The organism is Azospirillum sp. NS33 (assembly GCF_059703765.1).
The window spans coordinates 358,031-382,211 of record NZ_BAAKJB010000001.1 but is presented as its reverse complement, the minus strand read 5'-3'; the positions used below and the strand labels follow the sequence as shown (position 1 = coordinate 382,211).

General features: G+C 73.2%; 23 protein-coding genes and 2 pseudogenes. 12 read left to right on the top strand and 13 right to left on the bottom strand.

Annotated elements, in window-relative coordinates; translation table 11 throughout:
• Positions 1-3: 3 nt before the first annotated feature.
• Both AC6H2I_RS01775 and AC6H2I_RS01770 read right to left on the bottom strand, forming a co-directional pair.
• A pseudogene (locus AC6H2I_RS01775) lies at positions 4-1,611 on the bottom strand (efflux RND transporter permease subunit); the annotation flags it as partial.
• Positions 1,612-1,684: 73 nt separating this feature from the next.
• A pseudogene (locus AC6H2I_RS01770) lies at positions 1,685-3,304 on the bottom strand (efflux RND transporter permease subunit); the annotation flags it as partial.
• Here AC6H2I_RS01770 and AC6H2I_RS01765 point away from each other — a divergent pair.
• Both AC6H2I_RS01765 and rho read left to right on the top strand, forming a co-directional pair.
• Positions 3,303-4,868 carry an efflux RND transporter periplasmic adaptor subunit gene (locus AC6H2I_RS01765; RefSeq protein ID WP_497498834.1) on the top strand — a complete coding sequence of 522 codons (1,566 nt, stop codon included), beginning with the start codon at positions 3,303-3,305 and terminating at the stop codon, positions 4,866-4,868. The pseudogene AC6H2I_RS01770 and the gene AC6H2I_RS01765 overlap by 2 nt on opposite strands.
• Positions 4,869-5,156: 288 nt before the next feature.
• Positions 5,157-6,413, top strand: a complete 1,257-nt coding sequence (gene rho / locus AC6H2I_RS01760) for a transcription termination factor Rho (protein ID WP_497498832.1) — start codon at positions 5,157-5,159, stop codon at positions 6,411-6,413.
• A gap of 151 nt (positions 6,414-6,564) precedes the next feature.
• Here rho and secB read toward each other — a convergent pair whose 3' ends face one another.
• Both secB and AC6H2I_RS01750 read right to left on the bottom strand, forming a co-directional pair.
• A complete protein-coding gene (gene secB / locus AC6H2I_RS01755) occupies positions 6,565-7,119 on the bottom strand; it encodes a protein-export chaperone SecB (protein WP_497498831.1) in 555 nt (184 codons plus the stop codon).
• A gap of 174 nt (positions 7,120-7,293) precedes the next feature.
• Complete coding sequence (locus tag AC6H2I_RS01750) at positions 7,294-7,827, bottom strand: FxsA family protein (protein ID WP_497498829.1); 534 nt, start codon at positions 7,825-7,827, stop codon at positions 7,294-7,296.
• Between the two features lie 157 nt (positions 7,828-7,984).
• Here AC6H2I_RS01750 and AC6H2I_RS01745 point away from each other — a divergent pair, with 157 nt between their 5' ends.
• Both AC6H2I_RS01745 and mltA read left to right on the top strand, forming a co-directional pair.
• Positions 7,985-8,662, top strand: coding sequence for a Tim44/TimA family putative adaptor protein (locus AC6H2I_RS01745; RefSeq protein WP_497498828.1), 678 nt, complete (start codon positions 7,985-7,987; stop codon positions 8,660-8,662).
• Positions 8,663-8,689: 27 nt separating this feature from the next.
• Positions 8,690-9,979 (top strand): murein transglycosylase A, encoded by a 1,290-nt coding sequence (mltA, locus tag AC6H2I_RS01740; protein ID WP_497498827.1) that lies wholly within the window; start codon positions 8,690-8,692, stop codon positions 9,977-9,979.
• A gap of 1 nt (position 9,980) precedes the next feature.
• Here the strand turns inward: mltA and AC6H2I_RS01735 are convergent, their stop codons facing one another.
• Together AC6H2I_RS01735 and AC6H2I_RS01730 are read right to left on the bottom strand one after the other, a co-directional pair.
• Complete coding sequence (locus AC6H2I_RS01735; RefSeq protein WP_497498826.1) at positions 9,981-10,862, bottom strand: bifunctional transcriptional activator/DNA repair enzyme AdaA; 882 nt, start codon at positions 10,860-10,862, stop codon at positions 9,981-9,983.
• A 74-nt stretch (positions 10,863-10,936) separates the two neighbouring features.
• Complete coding sequence (locus AC6H2I_RS01730; RefSeq protein WP_497498825.1) at positions 10,937-11,443, bottom strand: DUF2244 domain-containing protein; 507 nt, start codon at positions 11,441-11,443, stop codon at positions 10,937-10,939.
• A 56-nt stretch (positions 11,444-11,499) separates the two neighbouring features.
• Here AC6H2I_RS01730 and nth point away from each other — a divergent pair, with 56 nt between their 5' ends.
• Positions 11,500-12,177 carry an endonuclease III gene (gene nth, locus AC6H2I_RS01725; RefSeq protein ID WP_497498823.1) on the top strand — a complete coding sequence of 226 codons (678 nt, stop codon included), beginning with the start codon at positions 11,500-11,502 and terminating at the stop codon, positions 12,175-12,177.
• 25 nt (positions 12,178-12,202) lie between these two features.
• Here the strand turns inward: nth and AC6H2I_RS01720 are convergent, their stop codons facing one another.
• Both AC6H2I_RS01720 and AC6H2I_RS01715 read right to left on the bottom strand, forming a co-directional pair.
• Complete coding sequence (locus AC6H2I_RS01720; protein WP_497498821.1) at positions 12,203-12,793, bottom strand: bactofilin family protein; 591 nt, start codon at positions 12,791-12,793, stop codon at positions 12,203-12,205.
• 429 nt (positions 12,794-13,222) lie between these two features.
• Positions 13,223-13,906: an EI24 domain-containing protein gene (locus AC6H2I_RS01715; RefSeq protein WP_497498820.1), complete on the bottom strand. Its 684-nt coding sequence runs from the start codon at positions 13,904-13,906 to the stop codon at positions 13,223-13,225.
• 159 nt (positions 13,907-14,065) lie between these two features.
• Here AC6H2I_RS01715 and AC6H2I_RS01710 point away from each other — a divergent pair, with 159 nt between their 5' ends.
• The 4 genes from AC6H2I_RS01710 to AC6H2I_RS01695 all read left to right on the top strand — a co-directional run bounded on the left by AC6H2I_RS01710 (position 14,066) and on the right by AC6H2I_RS01695 (position 17,351).
• Complete coding sequence (locus tag AC6H2I_RS01710; RefSeq protein WP_497498818.1) at positions 14,066-15,061, top strand: adenosine kinase; 996 nt, start codon at positions 14,066-14,068, stop codon at positions 15,059-15,061.
• A gap of 75 nt (positions 15,062-15,136) precedes the next feature.
• Positions 15,137-16,057, top strand: a complete 921-nt coding sequence (locus tag AC6H2I_RS01705) for a sulfite exporter TauE/SafE family protein (protein WP_497498817.1) — start codon at positions 15,137-15,139, stop codon at positions 16,055-16,057.
• 2 nt (positions 16,058-16,059) lie between these two features.
• Entirely contained in the window at positions 16,060-16,836 is a 777-nt protein-coding gene (locus tag AC6H2I_RS01700) for a TIGR02186 family protein (protein WP_497498816.1), read from the top strand.
• A 2-nt stretch (positions 16,837-16,838) separates the two neighbouring features.
• Positions 16,839-17,351 carry a universal stress protein gene (locus AC6H2I_RS01695; protein WP_497498814.1) on the top strand — a complete coding sequence of 171 codons (513 nt, stop codon included), beginning with the start codon at positions 16,839-16,841 and terminating at the stop codon, positions 17,349-17,351.
• A gap of 21 nt (positions 17,352-17,372) precedes the next feature.
• Here AC6H2I_RS01695 and AC6H2I_RS01690 read toward each other — a convergent pair whose 3' ends face one another.
• Both AC6H2I_RS01690 and AC6H2I_RS01685 read right to left on the bottom strand, forming a co-directional pair.
• Positions 17,373-18,815, bottom strand: a complete 1,443-nt coding sequence (locus AC6H2I_RS01690; RefSeq protein WP_497498813.1) for a fused MFS/spermidine synthase — start codon at positions 18,813-18,815, stop codon at positions 17,373-17,375.
• Entirely contained in the window at positions 18,812-20,077 is a 1,266-nt protein-coding gene (locus AC6H2I_RS01685; protein ID WP_497498811.1) for an adenylate/guanylate cyclase domain-containing protein, read from the bottom strand. Before AC6H2I_RS01685 ends, AC6H2I_RS01690 begins: the two co-directional genes overlap by 4 nt.
• Positions 20,078-20,187: 110 nt before the next feature.
• On the opposite strand from AC6H2I_RS01685, the gene AC6H2I_RS01680 reads away from it, so the two are divergent.
• Positions 20,188-20,736, top strand: coding sequence for a NifU family protein (locus tag AC6H2I_RS01680; protein ID WP_497498809.1), 549 nt, complete (start codon positions 20,188-20,190; stop codon positions 20,734-20,736).
• A gap of 34 nt (positions 20,737-20,770) precedes the next feature.
• Here AC6H2I_RS01680 and AC6H2I_RS01675 read toward each other — a convergent pair whose 3' ends face one another.
• On the bottom strand, positions 20,771-21,811 hold the full coding sequence (locus AC6H2I_RS01675) for a polysaccharide deacetylase family protein (protein ID WP_497498808.1): 1,041 nt from the start codon (positions 21,809-21,811) through the stop codon (positions 20,771-20,773).
• A gap of 151 nt (positions 21,812-21,962) precedes the next feature.
• On the bottom strand, positions 21,963-22,514 hold the full coding sequence (gene ddpX / locus AC6H2I_RS01670; protein WP_497498807.1) for a D-alanyl-D-alanine dipeptidase: 552 nt from the start codon (positions 22,512-22,514) through the stop codon (positions 21,963-21,965).
• Positions 22,515-22,667: 153 nt separating this feature from the next.
• Here ddpX and tsaB point away from each other — a divergent pair, with 153 nt between their 5' ends.
• Positions 22,668-23,360 carry a tRNA (adenosine(37)-N6)-threonylcarbamoyltransferase complex dimerization subunit type 1 TsaB gene (tsaB, locus tag AC6H2I_RS01665; RefSeq protein ID WP_497498806.1) on the top strand — a complete coding sequence of 231 codons (693 nt, stop codon included), beginning with the start codon at positions 22,668-22,670 and terminating at the stop codon, positions 23,358-23,360.
• Positions 23,357-23,923, top strand: coding sequence for a GNAT family N-acetyltransferase (locus AC6H2I_RS01660; RefSeq protein WP_497498805.1), 567 nt, complete (start codon positions 23,357-23,359; stop codon positions 23,921-23,923). The genes tsaB and AC6H2I_RS01660 overlap by 4 nt, the downstream gene beginning before the upstream one ends.
• Here AC6H2I_RS01660 and AC6H2I_RS01655 read toward each other — a convergent pair.
• Positions 23,920-24,174, bottom strand: coding sequence for a sulfurtransferase TusA family protein (locus AC6H2I_RS01655; protein ID WP_497498804.1), 255 nt, complete (start codon positions 24,172-24,174; stop codon positions 23,920-23,922). The genes AC6H2I_RS01660 and AC6H2I_RS01655 overlap by 4 nt on opposite strands.
• Positions 24,175-24,181: the final 7 nt, after the last annotated feature.

Genomic DNA, 24,181 nt, shown 5'->3' with positions numbered 1-24,181 from the left:
GCGCTACCGCGCGGCGTCGTCGTCCGGCGCCGGGTCCTCCTGGCGGCCGGGGGTGGCACGCCGGCGACGCAGGCGTTCGACCAGGACGTAGACCACCGGAGTCACGAACAGGGTCAGCACCGTGGCCACCACCATCCCGCCGACCACCGTGGTGCCGAGGGACGCGCGCGCGTTGGCACCGGCGCCGCTGCCGAAGACCAGGGGCAGCACGCCGAGCACGAAGGACAGGGCGGTCATCAGGATCGGCCGCAGGCGCAGGCGGGCGGCTTGCCCCGCGGCGTCGGCCGGGCTGGTGCCGCCCGCCCGCGCCGCGTCGGCGAACGCCACCAGCAGGATCGCGTTCTTCGCCGCCAGGCCGACGAGCATCAACAGGCCGATCTGGGCGAAGACGTCCAGCGGCAGGCCGCGCGCCGCCAGGAGGAGAAGCGCCCCGAGGATCGCCGTGGGCACCGCCAGCATGATCGAGACCGGCAGCAGCCAGCTCTCGTACTGGGCCGCCAGAACGAGATAGACCAGCACGATCGCCAGGCCGAAGATCACCGGGGCAAGGCTGCCCGCCTCCTTCTGCTGGTGGACGGAGCCGGTCCACTCGTGGGCGAACCCGTCGGGCAGCGCGCGGGCGGCCAGGGCGTCCAGCGCCGCCACCACCTGGCCCGAGCTTGCGCCCTGCGCGGGCTGGGCAAGGACCGCGACCGAGGGGTACAGGTTGTAGTGGGGAATCGACTGGGGCCCCGTGGCGAAGGCGACGTCCACCAGGACGCCCAGGGGCACCCGCTCGCCGTCGGCGTTGAGCACGGACAGCCGTCCGATGTCGGCGGGGGCGTCGCGGGCGTCGCCTTCGGCCTGGACGAAGACCCGGTAGGTGCGCCCGAACCGCGTGAACTCGTTGACGAAGGTCGAGCCGAGATAGGCCTGCACGGCTGCGTAGAGCCGATCCAGACCGACGCCGTACTGCTCGATCCGGGTGCGGTCGACGCTCAGCCGGAGCTGGGGCACCGCCGCCGAGAAGGTGGTGAAGGCCTGGCCGACCTCGGGCAGGGCGTTGGCCTCGGCGAGGAACGCGCGCGCGACCTCCTGGAGGCGGTCGACCGGTTGGTTCTCCAGCGCCTCGATCTGCAGGGTCAGGCCGCCACCGGCGCCGATGCCGGGCAGGGCAGGGGGATTGATGATCTGCACCCGTGCATGGGGGTAGCCGGACAGCCGGCCGTTCATCCGCTCGACGAAGGCCGAGACGGTCTCGGCGCGCTCCCCCCACGGTTTCAGCGCGGGGATCAGGAACCCGAAATGGCTCGCCGCGGCGTTGGCGATCAGGCTGAAACCGGAAATGGCGATGGTGTCGGCCACCGCGGCCTCGGCGCGCAGGGTGCGGGCGACGTCGGCGACCACCGCCTCGGTGCGCTCCAGCGAGGCCGCGTCGGGAAGCTGCACGTTGACGAAGACATAGCCCTGGTCCTCCTGGGGCACGAACGCGGTGGGCCGTGTCAGGAACAGGGCGACCGTCACGGCGAGCAGGGCCGCGGACACCAGGGCCACCGGGATACACCACCGGATCAGCCGGCGCACGGTGCCCTGGTACGCCCCGGCGGTCCGCTCGAAGCCCCGGTTGAAGGCCCCGAAGGCCCGGTTGGGGGGGGCTCTGGCGGCGACGCAGCAGGATGGCGGCCAGCGACGGCGCCAGGGTCAGCGCCATCACCGACGACAGCACCACCGCGATGGCCACGGTCAGGGCGAACTGGTTGTAGAGCTGCCCGGTCAGGCCGGGGATGAAGGCCACCGGCACGAACAGCGCGACCAGCACCAGGGTGGTGGCCACCACCGGCCCGGCGACCTCGCCCATCGCCGTGCGGGCCGCCTCCCGGGGCGGCGTGCCGAGGTCCAGGTTGCGGGTGACGTTCTCCACCACGACGATCGAATCGTCGACCACCAGACCGACCGCCAGGACCAGGCCGAGCAGGCTCAGCGTGTTGATCGAAAAGCCGAACAGCAGCATCACCGCGAACGATCCGACCAGCGCCACGGGGATGGTCAGGCAGGGAATCAGCGTCGCCCGCCAGTCCTGCAGGAACACGAACACCGTCGCGACGACCAGCGCGATGGCGATGCCCAGCGTGACCACCACCTCGCGGATCGACGCCTCGACGAAGGTGGCGGTGCTGAACGGGATCGTCCACTCGACACCGGCCGGAAACCGCGGCGCCATCCGGTCCAGCTCCGCCCGGACGTTGCCGATCACCTCGATGGCGTTGGCGCCGGGAGACTGGAAGATGCCGAGCTGGGCGCTCGGCGCGCCGGAGAACCGCGCCGCCGAGCCGTAGCGTTCGGCGGCGAACTCGACCCGTCCCAGGTTGCCGATGCGAACCGCGGAGCCGTCGGACCCCGTGCGCACCACGATCTGTTCGAAGCCGCGGGCGTCGTCGAGACGCTGAGGGGCCTGGACCTGGAGTTCGAAGGCCTGGCCCGCCGGCACCGGAGGGCCACCGATGGTGCCCGCGGCCACCGGCGCGTTCTGGGCACGGATGGCCGCGACCACCTCCTCCGGGCTGACGCCGAGATGCTCCATGCGGTCGGGCTCGAGCCACACCCGGATGGCGTAGGTGCGTTCGGAGAAGTTCTGGATCGAGCCGACTCCCGGCAGGCGGCTCAGCCGGTCGATCAGGTTGATGTCGGCGTAGTTGCTGAGGAACAGCGTGTCGTAGGCGGCCTGCGGGGCGCTCAACGACACCACCGCCGCCAGTTGGGGGGACGTCTTCTCCACCGTCACGCCGAGCGCGAGCACCGAGCTGGGCAGGCGCGGCCGCGCCTGGTTGACCCGGTTCAGCACGTCCATCGCCGCGATGTCGACGTCGTACCCGACCTCGAAGGTCGCGCGAATGGTGGCGCGGCCATCGTTGGAGCTGGAACTGGAGATGTGGATCAGCCCGTCGACCCCGTTGATCGCCTGTTCGAGCGGCCGGGTGACGGTGTCGGCGACCGCCTGGGCGCTGCCACCCGTGTAGGTGGCGCTGACCTGCACCACCGGCGGGGCGATCACCGGAAAGCGGGCCACCGGCAGCAGCAGGCTGGCCACGGCGCCCACCAGCGCCACGGCGATCGACAGAACGGCCGCGAAGACCGGCCGTCGGATGAAGAACGCGATCACGCCACCCGCCTCCTGCCGCGCCCGCCCTGACCCTCCGGGGATGGCCGTGCCCGGTCGTTCCGTTGCTTCGGGAACACCACGCCGGGGCGGAAGGTTTCCTGGTGCAGATCCATAGCCGCCGCCGGCCGGCCGGCCGGCGCCCCGCCGTCGAAGGAATGCGTCCATGACCCGTCGCACCACCGTCCTCGTTGCCGGCGCGCTGCTCGCCGCCGCCGTGGTGACGGCCGGGCTGTGGGCGTTCGGGGTGCTGCCCGGCGGGGACGGCACCGGCAGGGCGACCGGCGCATCCGCCGATGGCGGCACCACGTCCGGCGCCGGCCAGGAGGCGGTGCCGGTGGCGGTCCACACGGTGGAGCGCCGGGCGGTGCCGGTGTACCGGGACTACACCGCGACCACCGTGGCGCCGCGCTCGGTGGAGGTGCGGGCGCGGGTTTCCGGCTATCTGGTTGCGCAGACCTTCGACGACGGCGACGCCGTCCGCGACGGGCAGGTGCTCTACCGCATCGACCCCCGGCCCTTCGAGGCGCGACTGGCCCAGGCCCAGGCCGACCGCCGGGCGGCCGAGGCCACGCTGGCCTTCGCCGAGGCCCAGGTGGCGCGGCTGGAGCCGCTGGCCGACCGCGGCTTCGCCACGGGGGAGAACCTCGACGAGGCGCGCAGCCGCCGGGCCGAGGCGCAGGCCCAGATCGCCCGCCTGGAGGCGACCATCGACAGCGCGCGCCTCGACCTCGGCTACGCCACCATCGAGGCCCCCTTCGCCGGGCGCATCGGCCTCAGCGCGGTCGACGTCGGCGACCTCGTGGCCGCCGGCGGGGAACCGCTGGTGACGCTGGTCGAGCTGGACCCGATGGAGGTGCGGTTTCCCATCGGCACCGACGACCTGCCGGCGGTCCAGCCCGCGCTCCGCGGCGCGGACCGCCCGTCGCTGATCGCCTTTCTGGACGGCGACCGCCGCTACGCCCACGACGGCCGGCTGGTCACCCTGGACAACCAGGTCGGCCGGCGCACGGGAACGGTGGTGGCCAAGGGGGTCCTGCCCAACCCGGAGCGGCGGCTGCTGCCGGGCCAGTTCGTGCGGGTGCGGGTGATGCTCGGCCGATCGGCGGCGCTGCTGGTGCCGACCGAGGCGTTGGCCGCCAATCAGGACCGCCGGATCGTCTACACCGTCGACGCGGCGGGCCGGGCCCAGCCGCGCCCCGTCGCCACCGGGCGCCGCTACGGCCGCTTCACGGTGGTCACCGCGGGGCTGTCGGACGGCGACCGCGTGGTCGTCAGCAACCTGCAGAGCCTGCGGCCCGGGACGCCGGTGTCGGCGGGTGCGGCGCCGTCCGATCCGCCGTCCGCCAACCTGCCGGGCGCCAACCTGCCGGGCGCCGGCGCACCGCCACCGCCCTCCGCGTCGTCGTCGCCCGCCGGCGGCGAGCCCGCGCCGCCGGTGGCCCTGGGCCGCCCGGGCGGCGGCGAGGCCCGCGCGCCGGCCCGCACCGGTGGCGGGCGGGCGACGGAGGGCGGTGCGGCGTCTCCGGCGGTGGGCGCCGGCGGTGCGCCGCCGCCGCCGGGCACCGCCGGGATCCCCGGGGTCGGCCGGGACTCGCCGCCGGGCGCGGGCGCCCCCGCCGCCATCGGCACCGGCGATGCGCTGCAGGAGGCGACCCGCCCGTCCAACCCGGCGGACGCCCTGCCGCGTCCGCCGGAGATCCGCACGCCGCCGCCGCCGATCACCCGGTGAGCGACGACGGGATTGCGGCCCGGACGCCGCCGCTTTCGTTTGACTTGCGGAGAATGATCCGCTACCCAATGTGTACTGCGGGGCTCCACGACCCGCGGGCGTTCCATCCCACCCGGCGACATCACGCTTCCGGCACAGGCTTCGGACCCCCGGTCCTCGCCTTCCCCGTCGGATCCTGCGGCCGACCTCGTCGGCTCCGCGGCGTTGCCACGCACCACCGGCACGCCTTCCGCCGTGCCAGGGTCCCCCTTCCCAGACTCCCCGAACGATCATGTCCATAGGCCACCGATGCATCTCCAAGAGTTGAAGTGCAAGAGCCCCGCAGAGCTTCTGGCGTTCGCGGAGGAGCTTCAGATCGAGAACGCCAGCACCCTGCGCAAGCAGGACATGATGTTCGCCATTCTCAAGCAGCTGGCGGAGAATGACGTTCCGATCTTCGGCGACGGGGTTCTGGAGGTGCTGCAGGACGGGTTCGGCTTCCTGCGCTCGCCCGAGGCCAACTATCTGCCGGGTCCTGACGACATCTATGTCAGTCCCAGCCAGGTGCGGCGCTTCGGCCTGCGCACCGGCGACACGGTGGAAGGACAGATCCGCGCGCCGAAGGACGGCGAGCGCTACTTCGCCTTGTTGAAGGTCAACACGATCAACTTCGACGCGCCGGAGAAGGTGCGTCACCGCATCAACTTCGACAACCTGACGCCCCTCTACCCCGACGAGCGGCTGCGGATGGAGGTCGAGGACCCGACCAAGAAGAACTTCACCGGCCGCATCGTCGACCTGGTCGCCCCCCTGGGCAAGGGCCAGCGCGGGCTGATCGTGGCGCCGCCGCGCACCGGCAAGACGGTGATGCTGCAGAACATCGCGCACTCCATCGCCACCAACCACCCCGAGGCTTACCTCATCGTGCTGCTCATCGACGAGCGGCCGGAGGAGGTCACGGACATGGCACGCTCGGTGCACGGCGAGGTCATCTCCTCGACCTTCGACGAGCCGGCGGCCCGCCACGTCCAGGTGGCGGAGATGGTGATCGAAAAGGCCAAGCGTCTGGTCGAGCACAAGCGCGACGTGGTGATCCTCCTGGATTCCATCACCCGCCTGGCGCGCGCCTACAACACGGTGGTGCCCAGCTCCGGCAAGGTGCTGACCGGCGGCGTCGACGCCAACGCGCTGCAACGGCCCAAGCGCTTCTTCGGCGCCGCCCGCAACATCGAGGAGGGCGGCTCGCTGACCATCATCGCCACGGCGCTGATCGACACCGGCAGCCGCATGGACGAGGTGATCTTCGAAGAGTTCAAGGGCACCGGCAACTCCGAGATCGTCCTGGACCGCAAGCTCTCCGACAAGCGCACCTTCCCGGCCATCGACGTCTCCAAGTCCGGCACCCGCAAGGAGGAGCTCCTGGTCGACCGCGGCACCATGTCGAAGATGTGGATTCTCCGCCGCATCCTGATGCCCATGGGGGTGACGGACGCCGTCGACTTCCTGGTCGACAAGCTGAAGTACACCAAGTCCAACTCGGATTTCTTCGAATCCATGAACCAGTAGGCCGGTCACCGGGCCCGGGTTTGACGGCCCCGGGTTTGACGGGTCCCATGGACGAGAAAGCCGCCCTCCCGGCCGGGAGGGCGGCTTTCTCGTGACCGGATCCGGGAGGCCGGGCGGGCGGGCTGCCCCGCCGCCGCCGCGGCGGACGGCATCAGAACGGCGGCTGGCCTTCCGGGCCGCCGGCCGGGCCGCCGGCCGGGGCGGCGTCGCCCTGCCCCTGGGGCGCCTGGCCGGCGAGCTGGCGGCGGTAGAGGTCGGCGAAGTCGATCGGGTTGATCATCAGCGGCGGATAGCCGCCGTCGCGGGTCGCCTCGCCGACGATGGCCCGGGCGAACGGGAACAGCAGGCGCGGACCCTCGATCATCAGAACCGGGCGATGGTGCTCCGGCGCCAGGCCCGGCAGCTGGAACAGGCCGCCATAGGCCAGCTCGACCAGGAACGCGGTGTTCTCATTCTGCTTGGCCTCGCAGCGCAGGTGGAGAACCACCTCGTAGACGTTCTCCGCGGCGGGCCGGGCCTGGACGTCCACGCCGATGTTGACCTGCGGCTGCGGCTGGCCGGGCATCAGGCTCTGCGGCGCGTTCGGGTTCTCGAACGACAGGTCCTTGATGTACTGGGCGAGGATGTGCACCGGCAGGGCGGTCGGACCGCCCTGGGCGGTCTCTGCGGCGCCGTTGCCGCCGGGGGTCGTCGGTTGGTCGGACATGGTGGGACTCCTGGCCGGCAACCGGCGATTTCCCGGGCCGGCCATTTCCTGGGGTTGAGCCTGGGGCTGGCTAGCACGGATCGCGGAACGCGGCAACCCGCTGCCGGGCGCGCCCGCCGTCCGCCCCGCGGCGCGGCGGCACAGCGCGGACGGCGCCTCAGGAGGGGCGGCGCCTCAGGAGGGGCGGCGATCGTCCGGCCGACCGTCGGGGCGCCAGCGCGACTCCTCCAGCGACGGGGTGTCCGGCCGCTGGTCGCCGCCGGGCGGCACCTCCTCGTACTCCACGTCGATGACCGTGCCCGGCGGGCGCCGGCGCGCGTCCGCCGCACCCGGCTGCGCCCACGTCGCGGCGCCGTCGTGGCGCTGCATGCGCTGCAGCATCCACCGGCCGATGGCGGCGCGCAGCTGGGGAACCAGCAGCAGCCCGGCGACGACGTCGGTGACGAAGCCCGGCACGATCAGCAGGATCGAGGCGGCGACGACGCAGAATCCCCGGAACACCGCACCGACGGGAAGCTCGCCACGGTCGGCGGCGACCTGCGCCTCGCGCAGCACGGCCAGCCCCTGCCGGCGCAGCAGCACGGTTCCGGCCAGGACCGCGAGCAGGATCAGCCCGATGGTCGGCAGCACCCCGATCCACGAGCCGACCTGGATGAACACCGCGATCTCCACCAGCGGGAGTAGTAGGAACAGCAACAGCGGATTCATGCCAATCCTTGCTCTTTCGGACCCAAGCCCCTATGTAGTCGGGAGGAAACACCGGCCCGCACCGATACCGGGCACCTCCACTGGCGGGCGCCCTGCATGGGTACACTTAATCACGGCCTGCCGGGGGGTCCAGGGCAAACCCACAAGGACCGCGCTGATGGGTGATGGATTCGTGTTCATCGAGATCGTCATATTCGCGATGATCGCGGCCTTCTTGGTTTACCGGCTGCGCAGCGTGCTTGGCCGCCGCAACGGCGAGGAACGGCAGCGGCCGAACCCGTATGCGGCGCGCCCGGAGCCGGCGCGCACCGACAACGTCGTGACGATGCCCGGCCGTCCGCGCGGCCAGCCGGCCGACGCGGCGTCCCCGGACGAGCCGCTGTCGCTCGCCGCCTCCATCGCCCAGGTCGCCAGCGCCGATCCGACGTTCGACGAGAAGACCTTCCTGCGCGGTGCCCGCGCCGCCTTCGAGATGATCGTGGACGCCTTCGCCCGGGGCGACACCACGGCGTTGCGGCCGCTGCTGTCCGACGACGTCTACGAGAATTTCAGCCGGGCGATCGGCGAACGCGAGTCGGCCGGCGAGACGCTCGAGACCCGCATCGAGGCGATCGACGACGTCGACATCGCCGAGGCCCGGCTGGACGGCCGCACCGCCCTGATGACCGTGAAGGTCACCTCGCAGCAGGTGAACGTCACCCGCGACCCCCAGGGCGCCATCGTCGACGGCGACCCGGCCGCCGCGGTGGAGGTGGTCGACATCTGGACCTTCGCCCGCGACACTCGGTCGCGGGATCCCAACTGGGTCCTGGTGGAGACCCGCACGCCCACCTGACCCGCCGACCGACGGGCTCCTGCCGACATGACCGCACCCGCGTCCGGGCGGCCCCGGGCTGACCGCCACCCCGGGGCCGCCGTTCCGGTCCATCGCCCGCGCCGCCGCCGCGCGGCCGCCGTGCTCCTTGCCGCCGGTCTGGCCGGTCTGGCCGGATGCGAGCGCGCCGGGGATGGCGGCGGCGGCCCGCCGGCCGCGGACCGCCTGACCCTGGAGCGGACCGGCTTCGACGCCCTGCCCGGGTGGGAGCGCGACGCCGTCGCCGCGGCGGTGCCGGCCCTGGCCCGGTCCTGCGCCACCCTGGACGGCACGTCCGACGACCGGCCGGTCGGCCCCGCCGGGGTCGCCGGCACGGTGGCCGACTGGCGGGCCCCGTGCGAACGGCTGGCGGCCCTTCCCCCCGGCGACGACGCCACCGCCCGCGCCTTTTTCGAGGAGTGGTTCGTTCCCTATGCGGCGGCCAACGGGGCCGCCGCCGGCGTCCCCCGTGACGGGCTGTTCACCGGCTACTACGAGGTGGAGCTGCGCGGCTCGCGCGTTGCCAACCTGGATTTCCCGGCGCCGCTCTACCGCCGCCCGCCCGACCTCGTGACCGTGGATCTCGGCGCCTTCGCCGAGCGCTGGAAGGGCGAGCGGCTGGCCGGCCGGGTCGTCGACGGGGCCTTGCGTCCCTACGACGACCGCGCCGCCATCGAGGCCGGGGCCCTGGCCGGCCGCGGTCTGGAGCTGCTGTGGGTCGACGACCCGATCGGCGCGTTCTTCCTCCAGATCCAGGGATCCGGCCGCATCACCCTGCGCGACGGATCGGAGATCCGGGTCGGCTACGCCGGGCAGAACGGCCATCCGTATTTCGCCATCGGCCGGGCCCTGATCGACCGCGGCGCCCTGACCCGGGACGAGGTGTCGCTGCAGACCATCCGCGACTGGCTGCGGGCCCATCCCGACGAGGCCGACGGGGTGATGAACCTGAACCCGTCCTACGTCTTCTTCCGCGAGCTGGAGGGCGACGGGCCGACCGGGGCCCAGGGGGTGGCCCTGACCGCCGGGCGCAGCCTCGCCGTCGACCACCGCTTCGTGCCCTACGGGGTGCCGGTGTGGCTTGACGCGGAGGACCCGCTGGACCGGACCGGCCGGGTGCAGCGCCTGGTGGTGACCCAGGACACCGGTGGCGCCATCCGCGGTCCGGTGCGCGGTGATCTGTTCTGGGGCCATGGCCCGGACGCCGAGGCCCGGGCCGGGGCGATGAAGAGCCGCGGCGGCTATTTCCTCCTGCTGCCCCGCGGCGTCGATCCCGGGACGGCGGCGCCGCCGGCGTGACTCACGCCGCGGCGCCGGCGGTCTCGCAGCGCGCCTGTTCCCAGGCCAGGAGGGCGCGCTTGCGCGGCACGCCGTAGCGGTAGTTGTGGACGATGCCGGATTTCTGGATGACCCGGTGGCAGGGGATCAGCACACACACCGGGTTGCGCCCCACCGCGGCCCCGACGGCGCGCGACGCGGTCGGCTGGCCGATGGCGCGGGCGACGTCCTCGTAGCTGACCACCGCGCCCTCGGGGATGCGCACCAGGGCCTCCCACACCTTGATCTGGAAGTTGGTGCCGCGCAGCAGCAGACGGAGCGGCCCGGGCCCCGCCCCGCCGCTGGCGAACACCTGGGCCACCAGCGGGGCCGTGGCCGCAGCGTCCTCGACCAGGCGGGCGGCGGGCCAGGCGGCGGCGAACTCGGCGCGGGCGTCGGCGCCGTCCTCCTGGTCGGAAAAGCCGAGCCAGCACACCCCCCGTGCGGTGGTGGCGACCAGCGCCCGGCCGAAGGGGCAGTCGTGCACCCCCCAGCGGATGGTCAGGCCGCCGCCCAGCGCCTTGTACTCGCCGGGCGTCATCGCCTCGCAGGCCACGAACAGGTCGTGCAGGCGCGACGGTCCCGACAGGCCGACGTCGAGGGCGGTGTCGAGGACGCTGTGGTTCTCCTCCAGCAGGCGCTTGGCGTGGTCCAGGGTCAGGAACTGGACGAAGCGCTTGGGGCTGATGCCGACCCAGCGGCTGAACAGCCGCTGGAAATGGAAGGGGCTCATCCCGGCGTGCTCGGCGAGGTCCTCCAGAGTCGGCTGGTCCGCCCAGTTCTCCACGACGTGGCGGATGGCGCCGGCGATGGCGCGGTGGTGGCGGGCGTCGGCGGCGTCGTGGATCGGATCGAGGCAGGGCATGGGCGGATCTCCCGGTTCGCCGTCGAGAGTGGCGCGGCCGCGGCCGCCCTCCAACCCGAATCTTGCGCCGGCCGCTACGCCACCGGATTGGCCGGGCAGGGCGGGCGGCGCCAGGCGTCGAGGGCACCGCGCAGGGCGCGCGCGAAATCGGCCCGCTCGTCGGGGCTGAGGAACGAGCCGACGATCACCGACTGGCCGTGCGACGACAAGGTCACCTGGCTCTCGTGACGCGGCGGGTCGTCCATCGTCACCCGCAGCCAGCTCGGCTGGAAGCGCCACAGCCGCTCCGGCTGCTTCCATGCCACCCGCTGGACGGTCAGGTCGCGCTCGGTCAGGCGCACCCGCTCGAACCGGCGGGCGGAGCGGTAGTTGGCCCGGAAGGCCCAGTAGAGGAGCAGCACGTCGAGGCCGAAGAAGCCGGTGACCGGCCACGCCCCCTGCACCAGGAACAGCGTTCCGACGGCGGCGCTGACCGCCACCACCACCGCCATCAGCACCCGGAATCCGGTGCGCCCCAGGCTGCGGTGGGGATGCAGGACCGCGTCGAAGAAGACGCGGATGGACCCGTCGCCGTCGGTCATGGTCGCCGCTCTCCCCCCGATTGCGTTTCCCGTGGAGCCCGCTACAGTCGCTCCCCATGGAAACCGCCGACACAGAAGAACTGTTCCGCCGCCTCGCCGCCGCCACCCCGGACCCGAAGAGCGAGCTGGAGTACGTCAACCCCTACACCCTGCTGGTGGCCGTCGTGCTGTCGGCCCAGGCCACCGACGCCGGGGTCAACCGGGCGACCCGCGCGCTGTTCGAGCGGGTACGCACGCCGCGCCAGATGCTGGACCTGGGCGAAGAGGGGTTGCGCCAGCATATCAAGACCATCGGCCTCTTCAACACCAAGGCCAAGAACGTCATCGCGCTGTCGGCGATTCTCGAGCGCGCGCACGGCGGCGAGGTGCCGCGCGACCGCACGGCCCTGGAGGCCCTGCCCGGGGTCGGCCGCAAGACCGCCAACGTGGTCCTGAACGTGGCCTGGGGCGAGGAGACCATGGCGGTCGACACCCACATCTTCCGCGTCGGCAACCGCACCGGCCTCGCCCCCGGCAAGACCCCGGACGCGGTCGAACGCCGGCTGCTGGCGGCGGTGCCCCAGCCCTACCGCCGCCACGCCCACCACTGGCTGATCCTGCACGGCCGCTACGTCTGCAAGGCGCGCCGCCCGGACTGCCCGGACTGCCCGATCCGCGATCTCTGCGCCTGGCCCGACAAGACGGTGGCCGTCGGCAAGACAAAGCCCGGCGCGGCGGTGGCCGGGCCGGGCTGATGCCGGGAACGGTGCGGCGCGGCCGCTATTCGGCGGGCGCCATCTCCGGTTGCGGGGCGGCCGCCGGGGTCGGAGTGCTCGACGCGGCAGGGACGGCGGCGGCGGCCGACGTGTACACCTGGATGTCGCCGATCAGCCGGCCGCCCGCCTCGACCTCCAGCTCGCCGTAGCGGATCGAGCCGTTGATCTGGCCGGTGGAGCGCACCCGCAGGCGGCCGCGCACCGTGATGTCGCCCTCGAAGCGGCCGGCGATGTCGGCGTCGTCGATCTCGACCGAGCCCTTGAACAGGCCGGACTCGGCGATCTCGATGTTGCGGCCGTCGCGCAGCTTCGCCTCGACCGTGCCCTCGACGACCAGCACGTCGCACGATGCGATCTCGCCCGACAGGGAGATGTCGCGGCCCACCGTCAGGCGGCGCTGCTCCACCGCCGGTGCCGGGGCGATCGGCGCGGGGGCGGGGGCCGGGATCGGGGCGGGGGCGGCCGTGGCAACCGGCGACGGCACGTCCGGCCGGCGCGGCACCGCGCCCGGCATGTCGACCATGCGGCGCGGGATGTCGGCCTTGAACGCCGGGGCGACGGGCGGGGTCGGCGGCTTGGGCGGTGTGGTGTTCATGTCGGGTGCCTTGTCGGATGGGGGCGGGCGGAGCGTCGGCGCCAGGGTCGGCTGCGGCGATGCCGGGAAAGACGATGGCGCGGGGGGCGCGGCCGACGCCGGGCCGTGGTCCGCGCCCCGGCCGTCCGGCGCCGGCGTCCCCAGGAAGGGCGTCCCGTCGGACGGCGTCCCGGCGCCCGGAGTTCCGGCGCCCGGAGTTCCGGCGCCCGGAGTTCCGGAGGCCGGGATGGGCGAAAGCGCCGGTGCGGCGGGCGTCGCCTCCGGCGGCGTGCCACCGCCCGTTTCGGTGCCCGCGGGCTTGGGCGAGCCGGCCGGCGGGGTCCTGCGTCCGAACAGCTGCATGAAGAAAGTCCCCTGGTTCAGGTCAGGTCGAAGGGTGTCTTCGGCGACCGCGCCATGGCCCGCGCGAAGTACCAATAAAGCGGGTTATCACGGTCGTCCCGCCAACCGCAAGTGGCCATTGATGGAATGAAAGACATGCGTCACGAAGGCCGTTGCGATCACCGGGACGAAAAGATTCAGCACGGGAACGGTCGAAAGGAAGGCAATTGTGACGCCGGCCACAAAAGGTTTCAACCCAGCGCTGCGGCGCGCCTGTCTGGCACCGTCGCGGCCGAGGCGGCGGATCGCCACGAGCTCGAAGTACTCACGGCCCAGCAGATAGCCGTTGATGCCGTAGTAGACGACCAGGTTGAGCCCCGGTGCGGCGATGTAGAACGGCAGCGCCACGAGGTTCACCGCCACGACCACCGCCAGGAAACGCAAGGCGGTTGCCAGCTCCACCGCCCAGCCCGGCGACCGTGCCGGCGGAAGCTGCGGGTAGTGGCGGTGCTCCACGGCGTCGACCACGGTGTCCAGCAGCAGGCTGGAGACCGCCGCGACCACGCCGGGAAACAGCACCCAGGCGGCGATCAGGACGAACAGCCCGCCCAGCACGTCGATGGCGGTGTCGACCCACCCCCAGTCGGTCAGCGCGGTGCCCAGCAGCAGCCACTCCACCGTCAGGAACAGGCCGATGAACGCGGCCACCGCACCGGCGACGCCGATCAGGGCGACGCGGCGCGACGCCGGATCCGTCAGTTGGGAAAACCCGAGAACCAGGGCGCGAACCATGCCGACGGCCTCTCCTCGCATACGCGGACACACAGGACCCCACAGGTTCTAGCCGCGCCGCCGCGCCGCGGCAAGGGTGCCCCGGCCTTGAGATGACCGCCGGCACCGTTATACTCGCCCGGCCGCCCGATCGGTTCTTCACACATGTCAGGAGTGTTCATGGCCGCCGCAACGTACGACGTCACCGGCATCGGCAACGCCATCGTCGATGTGATTGCCCATGCCGACGACGGCTTCCTTGCCGCCAACGCGATCGAAAAGGGGGCGATGACCCTGATCGACGCGGCCCGGGCGGAGGAGCTGTACGGCCGCATGGGGCCGGGCATCGAGGTCTCCGGCGGGTCGGCCGGCAACACCATGGCCGGGTTCGCCTCCCTGGGCGGCCGTGGCGCCTACATCGGCAAGGTCCGCGATGACCAGCTCGGCACCGTCTTCCGCCACGACATCCGCGCCGCCGGCGTGGCGTTCACCACGGCGCCGCTGCAGGCCGGGGCCCCGACGGCGCGCTGCCTGATCCTGGTCACGCCGGACGCCCAGCGCTCCATGAACACCTATCTCGGCGCCTGCGTCGAGCTCGGCCCCGAGGACATCGACGAGGCCCTGATCGCCGGATCGCAGGTGACCTACATGGAGGGCTATCTCTGGGATCCGCCCCGCGCCAAGGAGGCGTTCCGCAAGGCCGCCGCCATCGCCCACGGGGCCGGGCGCGCGGTGTCGCTGTCCCTGTCGGACAGCTTCTGCGTCCACCGCCACCACGCCGAGTTCGTGGACCTGGTGGAGCGTCACGTCGACGTGCTGTTCGCCAACGAGCACGAGATCGGCGCCCTCTACGGCACCGACCGCTTCGAGGACTCGCTGGCGGCGGTGCGCCGGCTCGGCAAGGTGGCGGCGCTGACGCGCAGCGAGAAGGGGGCGGTGATCGTCGCCGGCGGCGAGGTCCACGAGGTCGCCGCCGATCCGGTGGCCCGGGTCGTCGACACCACCGGCGCCGGCGACCTCTACGCCGCCGGCTTCCTCTACGGCTACACCCGCGGCCTGGCCCCGGCGGTGTGCGGCCGGCTCGGCGCGGTCGCCGCGGGGGAGATCATCTCCCATGTCGGCGCCCGCCCCGAGGTCTCGCTGGCCGAGCTGATGCGCGCCAAGGGCGTGCTGTAAAGCCTTGGGTGGGGAGGGCACCTGCGCTAAGGTTCGCGGCGCCCTCCTCCGCCCTGCCCACCGCGGACCAGCCTCATGCAAGTGTATCTGCCGATCGCGGAGATGTCGGTCAACGCCGGTGTCGTGCTGGTCATGGGGTGGCTGGTCGGGTTCCTGTCGGGGATGTTCGGGGTCGGCGGCGGCTTTCTGATGACGCCGCTGCTGATTTTCATCGGCGTGCCGCCGGCGGTGGCGGTGGGCACCCAGTCCAACCAGCTGGTGGCGGCCAGCGTGTCCGGCGTGCTGGCGCACTGGCGGCGCGGCAACGTCGACGTGAAGCTGGGCGTCGTCATGCTGATCGGCGGCCTGGTCGGCACCTCGATCGGCGTCTGGATCTTCGGCATCCTGCAGCGCCTGGGCCAGATCGACATCGCCATCGGCCTCAGCTACGTCTTCTTCCTCGGCACCATCGGCTCGCTGATGCTGGTGGAAAGCACCCGGGCCCTGCTGCGCCGGCGCAGCCCGACCGCCAGCCGCGGCAAGCTCCACCACCACATCTGGCTGCACGGGCTGCCGCTGAAGATGCGGTTCCACCGCTCCAAGCTCTACATCTCGGCCCTGCTGCCCGCCGGTATCGGCGCCATCGGCGGGATGCTGGTGGCGATCATGGGCATCGGCGGCGGGTTCATGCTGGTGCCGGCGATGATCTATCTGCTGAACATGCCGACGGCGCTGGTCGCCGGCACCTCGCTGTTCCAGATCATCTTCACCACCGCCATCGCCACCCTGCTGCACGCCGCCACCAACCACACGGTGGACGTCATGCTGGCGCTGCTGCTGCTGGTCGGCGGGGTGATCGGGGCGCAGTTCGGGACCAAGGCCGGCGGCTATCTGCGCGGCGAGCAGGCGCGCGCCTTGCTCGGGCTGCTGGTGGTGGCGGTGGCGCTGCGCCTCGCCTGGGACCTGGTGGTCACCCCCCAGGACCTGTTCACCGTGACCAGCGGGGTGGGACCGTGAGGGTGGCGCGCCACCGCGGCCGCGCCGGGGCCACCCTGGCCGGCGCGGCTCTGGCCGGCGCGGTGCTGGCGGCGGTGGCCACCGCCGCCGTGACCGCCCGCGCCCAGCAGCTCGTCGCCGACCTCTCCAGCCACCTCATCGCCATCACCACCGGCTTCACCGGAACGGAGGTGGTGCTGTTCGGCTCCACCGGCGGCGACGGCGACGTCGCCGTGGTCGTTTCCGGGCCGCGCGCCGACGTCACCGTCCGGCGCAAGGCGCGCACCGCCGGCATCTGGATCAACCGCTCCAGCGCCGTGTTCCAGCAGGTGCCGAGCTTCTACGGGGTGGCGACCAGCCGGCCGCTGGAGGAGTTCGCCGGCGATCCCGTGCTGGAGCGCCACCAGATCGGTGCCACCAACCTCGTCCTCGAGCCGGCCGAGCCGCTGCCGCCGGCCGACCTGGTCGCCTTCCGCGCGGCGCTGATCCGCAACAAGCAGCGCGAGGGGCTGTACGGGACCGAAATGGGCGCCGTCAACTTCCTTGGCGAGCGGCTGTTCCGCACCAACATCTACTTCCCGGCGAACGTGCCCACGGGTCTCTACAACGTCGAGGTTTTCCTGATCCGCAGCGGCGAGGTGGTCAGCGCCCAGACCACGCCGCTGGTGGTGTCGAAGGTGGGTTTCAGCGCCGACGTCACCGACTTCGCGCGCGGCCAGCCGCTGCTGTACGGGGTGGTCGCGGTGATCGGTGCGGTGTCCGCCGGCTGGCTGGCCGGCGCCCTTTTCCGAAAGGTGTAGCGATGAGCGAAGCGACCGGATCCCACACCCCCGACGCCCCGCCGCCGTCCAAGCCGCAGCGCATCTTCCTGGTCGTCGTCGACGAGAGCCAGGAGCTCAAGGTGGCGCTGCGCTACGCCTGCCTGCGTGCCAGGAAGTCGGGCGGGCGAGTCGCCCTCCTCTACGTGATCGAGCCGGGCGAGATGCAGCACTGGCTGGCGGTGGAGAACCTGATGCGCGAGGAGCAGCGCACCGAGGCAGAGCAGACCCTGCACAAGCTGGCCCGCGACGTGGTCGCCATCACCGACACCCTGCCGGTCCTCTACATCCGCGAGGGCGACCGGCGGGACGAGCTGATGGCGCTGATGGAGGAGGAGCCGGGCATCTCCATCCTGGTGCTCGGCGCCGGCGTCGGCCCCGAGGGGCCGGGGCCGCTGATCTCCTTCTTCACCGGGCGCGGCATCGCCAAGCTGGGCATCCCGTTGACGGTGGTGCCGGGCGGGCTGAACGACGAGCAGCTCGACGCGATCACCTGAGCCCGGTCACCCGCAGCCCGGTCACCCGCCGTACAGCGCGCGCAGGCTGCGCAGGTCGATGTCGCTGCGGTCGTCGGTGAGCACCGGCTGCCCCGCCGTGTCCGCGGCCACGAGGCCATTGGCCACGCGCCGCGCGGCGTACAGCGCCGGGCCTGGCGCCTGCTCCAGACGTACACGTACGGCGGCGGCGGAGCGCGCGTCCGGCGTGGCGATCAGCAGCCAGTTGCCGCGCCCGGCGTCGGCCAGGAACACGGACGGGAAGACCGCCGCCATGGTCGCTCCGAGGGGGCCGATCAGGGCGTCGCGGTCGGCCGGTGCCGCCACGTTCATCATCACCGCGCCCCCCGGCGCCAGCCGGTCGGCGACCGCCGCGAAGAACTCCCGCGTCGCCGTGAAGAAGGGAATGATGGCGGTGGCGTAGAGATCGACGACGATGACGTCGTACGTGGCGTCGGCGCGCTCGACGTAGCGGCGGGCGTCGCCCACCACCACCCGGACGCCGTCCAGCCCGAAGCGCTCCCGCGCCACCTCCACCACCGCCGGGTCGAGCTCGACGCCCACAACCTCGGCGCCGGGCCAGGCCGCGGCGATCTGGGTCGCCGCGACCCCGCCGGCCAGCCCCAGCACCAGCACCCGCCGGCCCCGGGCCAGCGCCGGCCCGGCGGCGAACAGGTCGTAGTACATCCCGGTGGGGCCGCCGTCCTTGCGCAGCCGCGACTGCACCGCCCACAGCACGTTGAGGTGCAGGCGGACCTCGTGGTCGTCCTCGCGGACGTAGATGGTGTTGTGCGGCGTCTCGCGATAGACCGCGAACCCGCTGCCGCCCGTGGCCCCGGCTCCCCAGGCCGCGGCGGCCAGCGCCGCCGCCGCCACGGCGTGGCGGCGGCCCCCCGGGAGGACGCCGCAGGCGGCGGCCAGGACCCCCGCGGCGACGGCGTAGCCGGCGGAGACGCCGATGGTGGGGATGGCGTAGAAGGCGGCGAAGAACGTCCCGCCGATGCTGCCCAGCGTGCCCACGGCGTAGATCCGCCCGGCCCGGGCGGCGACGCCGCCGGACTCCGACAGGCCGGTGCAGATCGGCGAGACCGTGGCCAGCGCGAACGACGGCACCCCCAGCAGGATGACCGCGCCGAGCACCGACCCGGCCCCCGGGTCCAGGTCGCCCGCCGCGCTGCCCAGCGCGGCGGGTCCGATCCACGGCGTCGCCGCCGCCCACAGCGCGCCGACCAGAAGCGCGCCGCGCAGGAACGGCAGGGCGGCCGTGCCGTCGCCGACCCGCCCCCCCTTCCAGTAGCCGGCGGCCATGAAGCCCAGCACGACGCCGATCACCGCGCCCCACTGGTAGACGGAATAGCCGTAATGGGGCGCCATCAGCCGCCCGCCCAGGATCTCCAGCATCATCAGGCCCCATCCCGCGCCGAAGGCGGCGGCGGGGAGGGCGATGCGGCCGTGCGGGCCGCTCACGGCCGGGCGCCCGCGGCCAGCCCGAAGACCTCGACGGGATCGCGCAGGCCGCGCACGGGGTGGCGGTCCATGCTGCGCAGGCGCTCCCCGCAGCAGGCGGCCACCGCGGCCGACGCCAGGACCGGCTGGTCGAGGATCTTGCACAGGCTCTCGATGCGGCTGACCAGGTTGACCGCCGGACCGATCACCGTGAAGTCGAGGCGGTTGGGCGCGCCGATGTTGCCGTACATGACGTCGCCGAGGTGCAGGGCGATGCCGCAGTGCAGCACCGGCTGGCCCCAGCCGGCGCGCTCGGCGTTCAGGTGCGCCATGCCCTCCAACGCCGCCTCCGCGGCGTCGAGGGCGCGGTTGCACGTCTCGTGGTCGTGGCCTGCCTCGGCTGGGCCGTCGGGCAGCGGAAACACCGCGAGAAGCGCGTCGCCGACGAATTTCAGGATCTCGCCGTCGCACGCTTCGACGGCACCACCCATCACCTCGAAATAGCCGTTCAGGAGCGCGATCAGCTCCTCGCGCGGCAGCCGGTCGGCCAGCGCGGTGAAGCCGCGCAGGTCGCATTGCCACAGCACGGCGCGCATCGCGGCGCCGGTGCCCCTGCGGATGTCGCCGGACAGGATGCGCGCCCCGGTGCGGCGGCCGACATAGGTGTCGAGCACGGTGGTGGCGAGACGGCGCAGGGCCATCGTCTCCAGCACCGCGCCCATCGCCGGCAGGGTGCCGTCGATGGTGGCGAGGTCGGCGGTGGTGAAGCCGCCGGGGCGGTCGGTGGCGAAGGTCGCGACGTTGGGGCGGCCGCTGGCGAAGCGCAGCGTCATCACGGCGTAGTCGGTGAAGCCGCGGGCGTGCAGGGTGCCCACCACCGGGTAGGGCCACGGCGGCGCCATCCGCTCCAGGCGGAAGCGCAGGGCCTCCGCTCCCTGGTCCATGATCGCGGCCACCGGGCTGGTCAGATAATCGGCCGAGGTCTCGACCCCGTGGGCCCGCTCGACCGCCTCCACCTCGCCGTGGTCGGCGCGCCAAGTGTAGCCGATGGTGCGGATCTGCGGGTGCAGCAGGTTCAGCGCGATGGAGCAGCGCGCCAGCGGCACGCCGGCCTCGCGCAGGCGGCGGCACAGGGCGCCCAGCAAGTCGCCCATGTCGGTGCGCCGCCGGCCCTGGGTGAGCAGCCATTCCACCACCGGGGCCGCGCCGGCGGACAGCGGTTCGGCCGCGGCGGCGCTGGCGGCCACGGGGTCGGGGGGGCCGCCGCCCCCGGGCGGGCTCATGTCCACGGCTGTGTCCCTGCTGACGCCACGCTTGATCTCCACCCGGAGTCTGCCCAAGTTTCCTGGGCGCCGCCAGTGCTCTTCGGCGCACCATGAAAGGACCGAGGACCATGTTCATCCAGACCGAGCAGACCCCCAATCCGGCCACCCTCAAGTTCCTGCCGGGGCGCGAGGTGCTCGGACACGGCACGGCCGACTTCCCCACGCGCGCCGAGGCGGGGCGATCGCCGCTGGCCGAGCGCCTGTTCGAGATCGACGGCGTGGAGGGCGTCTTCCTCGGCGCCGACTTCATCACCATCACCAAATCCGGGGACAAGGACTGGTACCTGCTGAAGCCGTCGATCCTCGGCGTGGTGATGGAGCATTTCACGGCCGGCCGCGAGGTGCTGACCGGCACCGCCGACGATCACGGCGCCAGCGAGGACGACGACGAGGTGGTGCAGCAGATCAAGGAGTTGCTGGACACCCGCGTGCGACCCGCGGTGGCCCAGGACGGCGGCGACATCACCTTCCACGGCTTCGAGCGCGGCGTCGTGTACCTGCACATGAAGGGCGCCTGCGCCGGCTGCCCCAGCTCGACCGCGACGCTGAAGGCGGGCATCGAGAACATGCTGCGCCACTACGTGCCCGAGGTGCAGGAGGTCCGCGCCGTCCGCTGACCCGCGGGCGCCGGCCCGGTGCGGTGAGGCCTGCCTAGTCCTCCGGCACCACGAACAGCATGCCGAACCACCGCCAGCGTCCCTCGGCGGTGGGCAGGGTGCAGTTCAGGCGCGCCCGTCCGGGGGCGAACGGCTCGGCGATGCGCACCTCGACGCGGGCCTCGGCGACGCGCTCCAGCGTGGCCCGGCCCTGGCCCGACGCGAAGCAGGCGAGATGCGACAGGTCGCCGACGTCCGCCGACACGGTGAAGCCGGCCAGAGGCGGGTTGGCGGCCAGAACGGGGTCGTCCGGCGTGACCTCGACCACCGGCAGCGGCAGGGCGTTGGCGGCGAGGCGGAAGCGCTCGGCGCTGCCGAACGCCTCGGTCATGATGAAGCGGGGCAGGGCGCGAACGTCGGCGCCGGCGTGCAGCACCCCCGACTGCAGGCCGAAGGCGGCGGCCACGCCGGTCCGGGCCACGGCCTCCTGCACCGCGGCCGAATGCTCCCCCTGGGGGTAGGCGAACAGCGTCGGCACGCGGCCGAGTTCGGCGGCCAGACGCGCCTCCATGCGCCGCAGGTCGGCCTCCAGCTCCGCCGCCGGGCGGCCCACCGGCGACTGGGTCGACGCCCCGAGGGCGCCGATGGTGACGCCGCGCTGGCCCGACAGGCGGCGCAGCTCGTCCCAGCTCATGTGGGTGGCGGCGCCGCGGTCGAGGGGATCCGTGGCCACGAACAGGGTGAAGGGCAGCCCGGCGTCGCGCAGCCGTGGCCACGCCTGGGTGAAGAAGGAGCGGGTGGCGTCGTCGACGGTGACGGCGACGGTGCGGTCGGGCAGGGGGCGCCCGGCGCGCAGGGCATCGACGATGTCCGGCAGGGGCAGGACCGCATAGTCGCCCGACGCCAGCTCGTCGACATGGGCCTCGAACTGGTCGACCCGGATGCTGCTGGCGGGCGCCTCGTCCTCGCCGAAGCGGCTGTAGGCGAACACCACGGCGCTGCTGGCCGGTTCCGCGGCGCGCGGCGCGCGGCCGGCAGCGGGGCACACGGCGCCGGCGGCGGTGACCAGGATCAGGATGGCTCGGCGAAGCGACATGGCGGCAGGACGCACCCGTTGGCCGGCATCGTGCGTCGGCCCTTCGCCGCATGTCGCACGAGCCACCGGCGCGGAACAAGCGGCGAACGGCCGCGGCCATGCTTCGCCGGGGTGGTGGTGCCCATCGGCAACAGTGCGGGCGGCGTCGCCCTCACCCCATCATCCGGCCGCCGGCCGCGCTGTCGCTCAACAGCGGGTAGCGGTCGGCATCCGGCACCTGGTAGTGCCACCACTCCGCCTCGTAGTGGCGCCAGCCCGCCGCGACCATGATGCCCAGCAGCAGGGCACGGTTGCGCTGCACCGCCGCCGGCAGATCGGTGCGCCCGTGGTGCGACCGCTCCGTCATGGTGTCGAAGCCGGTGCCCATGTCGAGCGGCCGCCCGTCGGCGCCGGCCAGGGTCAGGTCGACCGCGACGCCGCGGGAATGGGTCGACCCCCGCCGCGGGTCGGCGATGTAGACCGGATCGGGACAGGCGTGCCATAGCTCCCACTGCGCCTCGACCGGCCGGAAGGCGTCGTAGACGCGCAGCCGCACCCCGGCCCCGCGGGCGAGGTCGGCGGCGGCGGTGAGCCGCCGGGCGGCGTCGGGGTGGAGAAGGCACACCGGGCGGCGGTAGACCGGGTGTCCCGCCAGGTTGGCGGCGGTCGCGTACACCAGGTCGACATCGACGTCGTACGCCGGAGGAGCAATCTCGATCAGCATCTGCGGGCCGGCTGTGACGAGGGGGAGGCCGGCATGGGCCGGAACCGTGGACCGATTACACGCTTCGCCGCCGCACCACACGGGTTATCTTCGCTGTCCGCGGCCGGCCGGGGCAGGACGCGGCGGCGGATGGCGGCAAGGGAAGGCGGGGTAATGAGGGTACTGGGTCTCGACACCGCAACGTCGGGGTGCTCGGCGGCGCTGTGGGACGACGGGCGGGTGGTCGTGCATCGCGCGCCGCCGATGGCGCGTGGCCAGGCGGAGGCGCTGGTGCCCATGGCCCGGGCCGTGCTGGACGAGGCCGGCATCGGCTTCGCGGCGCTGGACCGCATCGCCGTCACCGTCGGGCCGGGGGCGTTCACCGGCCTGCGCATCGCCTTGGCGGCGGCGCGCGGCTTCGCCGTGGCCCTCGGGGTCCCGGTCGTCGGATTCACCACCTTCGAGGCGGTGGCGCACGGGCTGCCGTCCGGGGAACGGGCCGGGCGGGCGGTTCTGGTGGCCGTCGATTCCCGTCGCGCCGAGCCCTTCCTCCAGAGATTCGACGGCGGGCTGGTGCCGGCGGGCGACCCGGCGATGCTGGCGCCCGCCGCGGTGCCCGGCTGGCTGGACGACGCCTGGCCGGCGGATGGGCAACCCCTGCTGGTCGCCGGCGATGGGGCGGCGGCGCTGCGCCCGCTGCTGGAGCGGCGGGCCGGCACGGTGTTCGCCGCCGGCCCCGGGGTGCCCGACGCGGCCGTGGTCGCCGCCCTGGGCGCCACGCGGCCGGCCGGGCTGGCGCCGCAGCCCCTTTACCTGCGGGCGCCCGATGTCACCCTGCCCAAGCCGCGTGCGGCGGCCGCCCGATGAGCGGCGGGGCGGCCGGCGAAACGGCCGGCGGGACGGCCGGGGACAGGGCCGGGGACAGGGCCGGGGACACGGCTGCCGAGCACGCCCCCGGCGCGCCGGCGCTGCGCCCGGCCGGCCCGTTCGACGCCGCCGTGGTGGCGGCGCTGCAAGGGGCCTGCTTCCCCGAGGAGCCGTGGTCGGACGGGTTCATCGCCACGCTGCTGGGGCAGCCCGGGACCTTCGGGCGCCTGGCTGTGGCCGGGGACCCCGCGGCGCCCCGGCCGATCGGCTTCGTCCTGGCGCGCGTCGCCGGGGAGGACGGCGAAATCCTCGCCATCGGGGTGCCGCCGGCGCACCGCCGTGCCGGCACCGCCCGGCGCCTGCTGGCCGAAGCACTGGCGGAAATGCAAAGCGCCGGGGCCAGCGCGGTGTTCCTGGAAGTGGCCGAGGACAACATGGCGGCGCGTGCGCTTTACACGACCGCAGGCTTCCTGCCGGTGGGCCGGCGCCCGGGATACTACAAGCGCCGGGATGGCCGCGCCGCGGCCCTGGTCCTGCGTCGTTCGTACGACGGCGGGCCCTAGCGCTTGCGCACCCACAGGCGGTGGATGCCGCCCGGGCATGCCGCGTCCTCGGCCTCCACCGCCAGCACCGCGTGCCCCAGTTCGGCCAAGGAACGCGGGACGTTGACCAAGGGCTCGCCCGCGTTCAGCCGCACTTCGAGGGTTTGCCCCGCCGCCATGCGCTCCACCGACAACTTCGTTTTGACGAATGTCAACGGGCACACCTCGGCGGTGATGTCCAAATAGAAGTCGGCGGTCCTTTCTTCGTGCACGTCCTCC

Excerpts from the sequence above, each read along its gene's own strand:
- AC6H2I_RS01765 (WP_497498834.1), top strand. The coding sequence starts at position 3,303 with ATGACCCGTCGCACCACCGTCCTCGTTGCCGGCGCGCTGCTCGCCGCC.
- rho (WP_497498832.1), top strand. The coding sequence starts at position 5,157 with ATGCATCTCCAAGAGTTGAAGTGCAAGAGCCCCGCAGAGCTTCTGGCG.
- secB (WP_497498831.1), bottom strand. The coding sequence starts at position 7,119 with ATGTCCGACCAACCGACGACCCCCGGCGGCAACGGCGCCGCAGAGACC.
- AC6H2I_RS01750 (WP_497498829.1), bottom strand. The coding sequence starts at position 7,827 with ATGAATCCGCTGTTGCTGTTCCTACTACTCCCGCTGGTGGAGATCGCG.
- AC6H2I_RS01745 (WP_497498828.1), top strand. The coding sequence starts at position 7,985 with ATGGGTGATGGATTCGTGTTCATCGAGATCGTCATATTCGCGATGATC.
- mltA (WP_497498827.1), top strand. The coding sequence starts at position 8,690 with ATGACCGCACCCGCGTCCGGGCGGCCCCGGGCTGACCGCCACCCCGGG.
- AC6H2I_RS01735 (WP_497498826.1), bottom strand. The coding sequence starts at position 10,862 with ATGCCCTGCCTCGATCCGATCCACGACGCCGCCGACGCCCGCCACCAC.
- AC6H2I_RS01730 (WP_497498825.1), bottom strand. The coding sequence starts at position 11,443 with ATGACCGACGGCGACGGGTCCATCCGCGTCTTCTTCGACGCGGTCCTG.
- nth (WP_497498823.1), top strand. The coding sequence starts at position 11,500 with ATGGAAACCGCCGACACAGAAGAACTGTTCCGCCGCCTCGCCGCCGCC.
- AC6H2I_RS01720 (WP_497498821.1), bottom strand. The coding sequence starts at position 12,793 with ATGAACACCACACCGCCCAAGCCGCCGACCCCGCCCGTCGCCCCGGCG.
- AC6H2I_RS01715 (WP_497498820.1), bottom strand. The coding sequence starts at position 13,906 with ATGGTTCGCGCCCTGGTTCTCGGGTTTTCCCAACTGACGGATCCGGCG.
- AC6H2I_RS01710 (WP_497498818.1), top strand. The coding sequence starts at position 14,066 with ATGGCCGCCGCAACGTACGACGTCACCGGCATCGGCAACGCCATCGTC.
- AC6H2I_RS01705 (WP_497498817.1), top strand. The coding sequence starts at position 15,137 with ATGCAAGTGTATCTGCCGATCGCGGAGATGTCGGTCAACGCCGGTGTC.
- AC6H2I_RS01695 (WP_497498814.1), top strand. The coding sequence starts at position 16,839 with ATGAGCGAAGCGACCGGATCCCACACCCCCGACGCCCCGCCGCCGTCC.
- AC6H2I_RS01685 (WP_497498811.1), bottom strand. The coding sequence starts at position 20,077 with ATGAGCCCGCCCGGGGGCGGCGGCCCCCCCGACCCCGTGGCCGCCAGC.
- AC6H2I_RS01680 (WP_497498809.1), top strand. The coding sequence starts at position 20,188 with ATGTTCATCCAGACCGAGCAGACCCCCAATCCGGCCACCCTCAAGTTC.
- AC6H2I_RS01675 (WP_497498808.1), bottom strand. The coding sequence starts at position 21,811 with ATGTCGCTTCGCCGAGCCATCCTGATCCTGGTCACCGCCGCCGGCGCC.
- ddpX (WP_497498807.1), bottom strand. The coding sequence starts at position 22,514 with ATGCTGATCGAGATTGCTCCTCCGGCGTACGACGTCGATGTCGACCTG.
- tsaB (WP_497498806.1), top strand. The coding sequence starts at position 22,668 with ATGAGGGTACTGGGTCTCGACACCGCAACGTCGGGGTGCTCGGCGGCG.
- AC6H2I_RS01660 (WP_497498805.1), top strand. The coding sequence starts at position 23,357 with ATGAGCGGCGGGGCGGCCGGCGAAACGGCCGGCGGGACGGCCGGGGAC.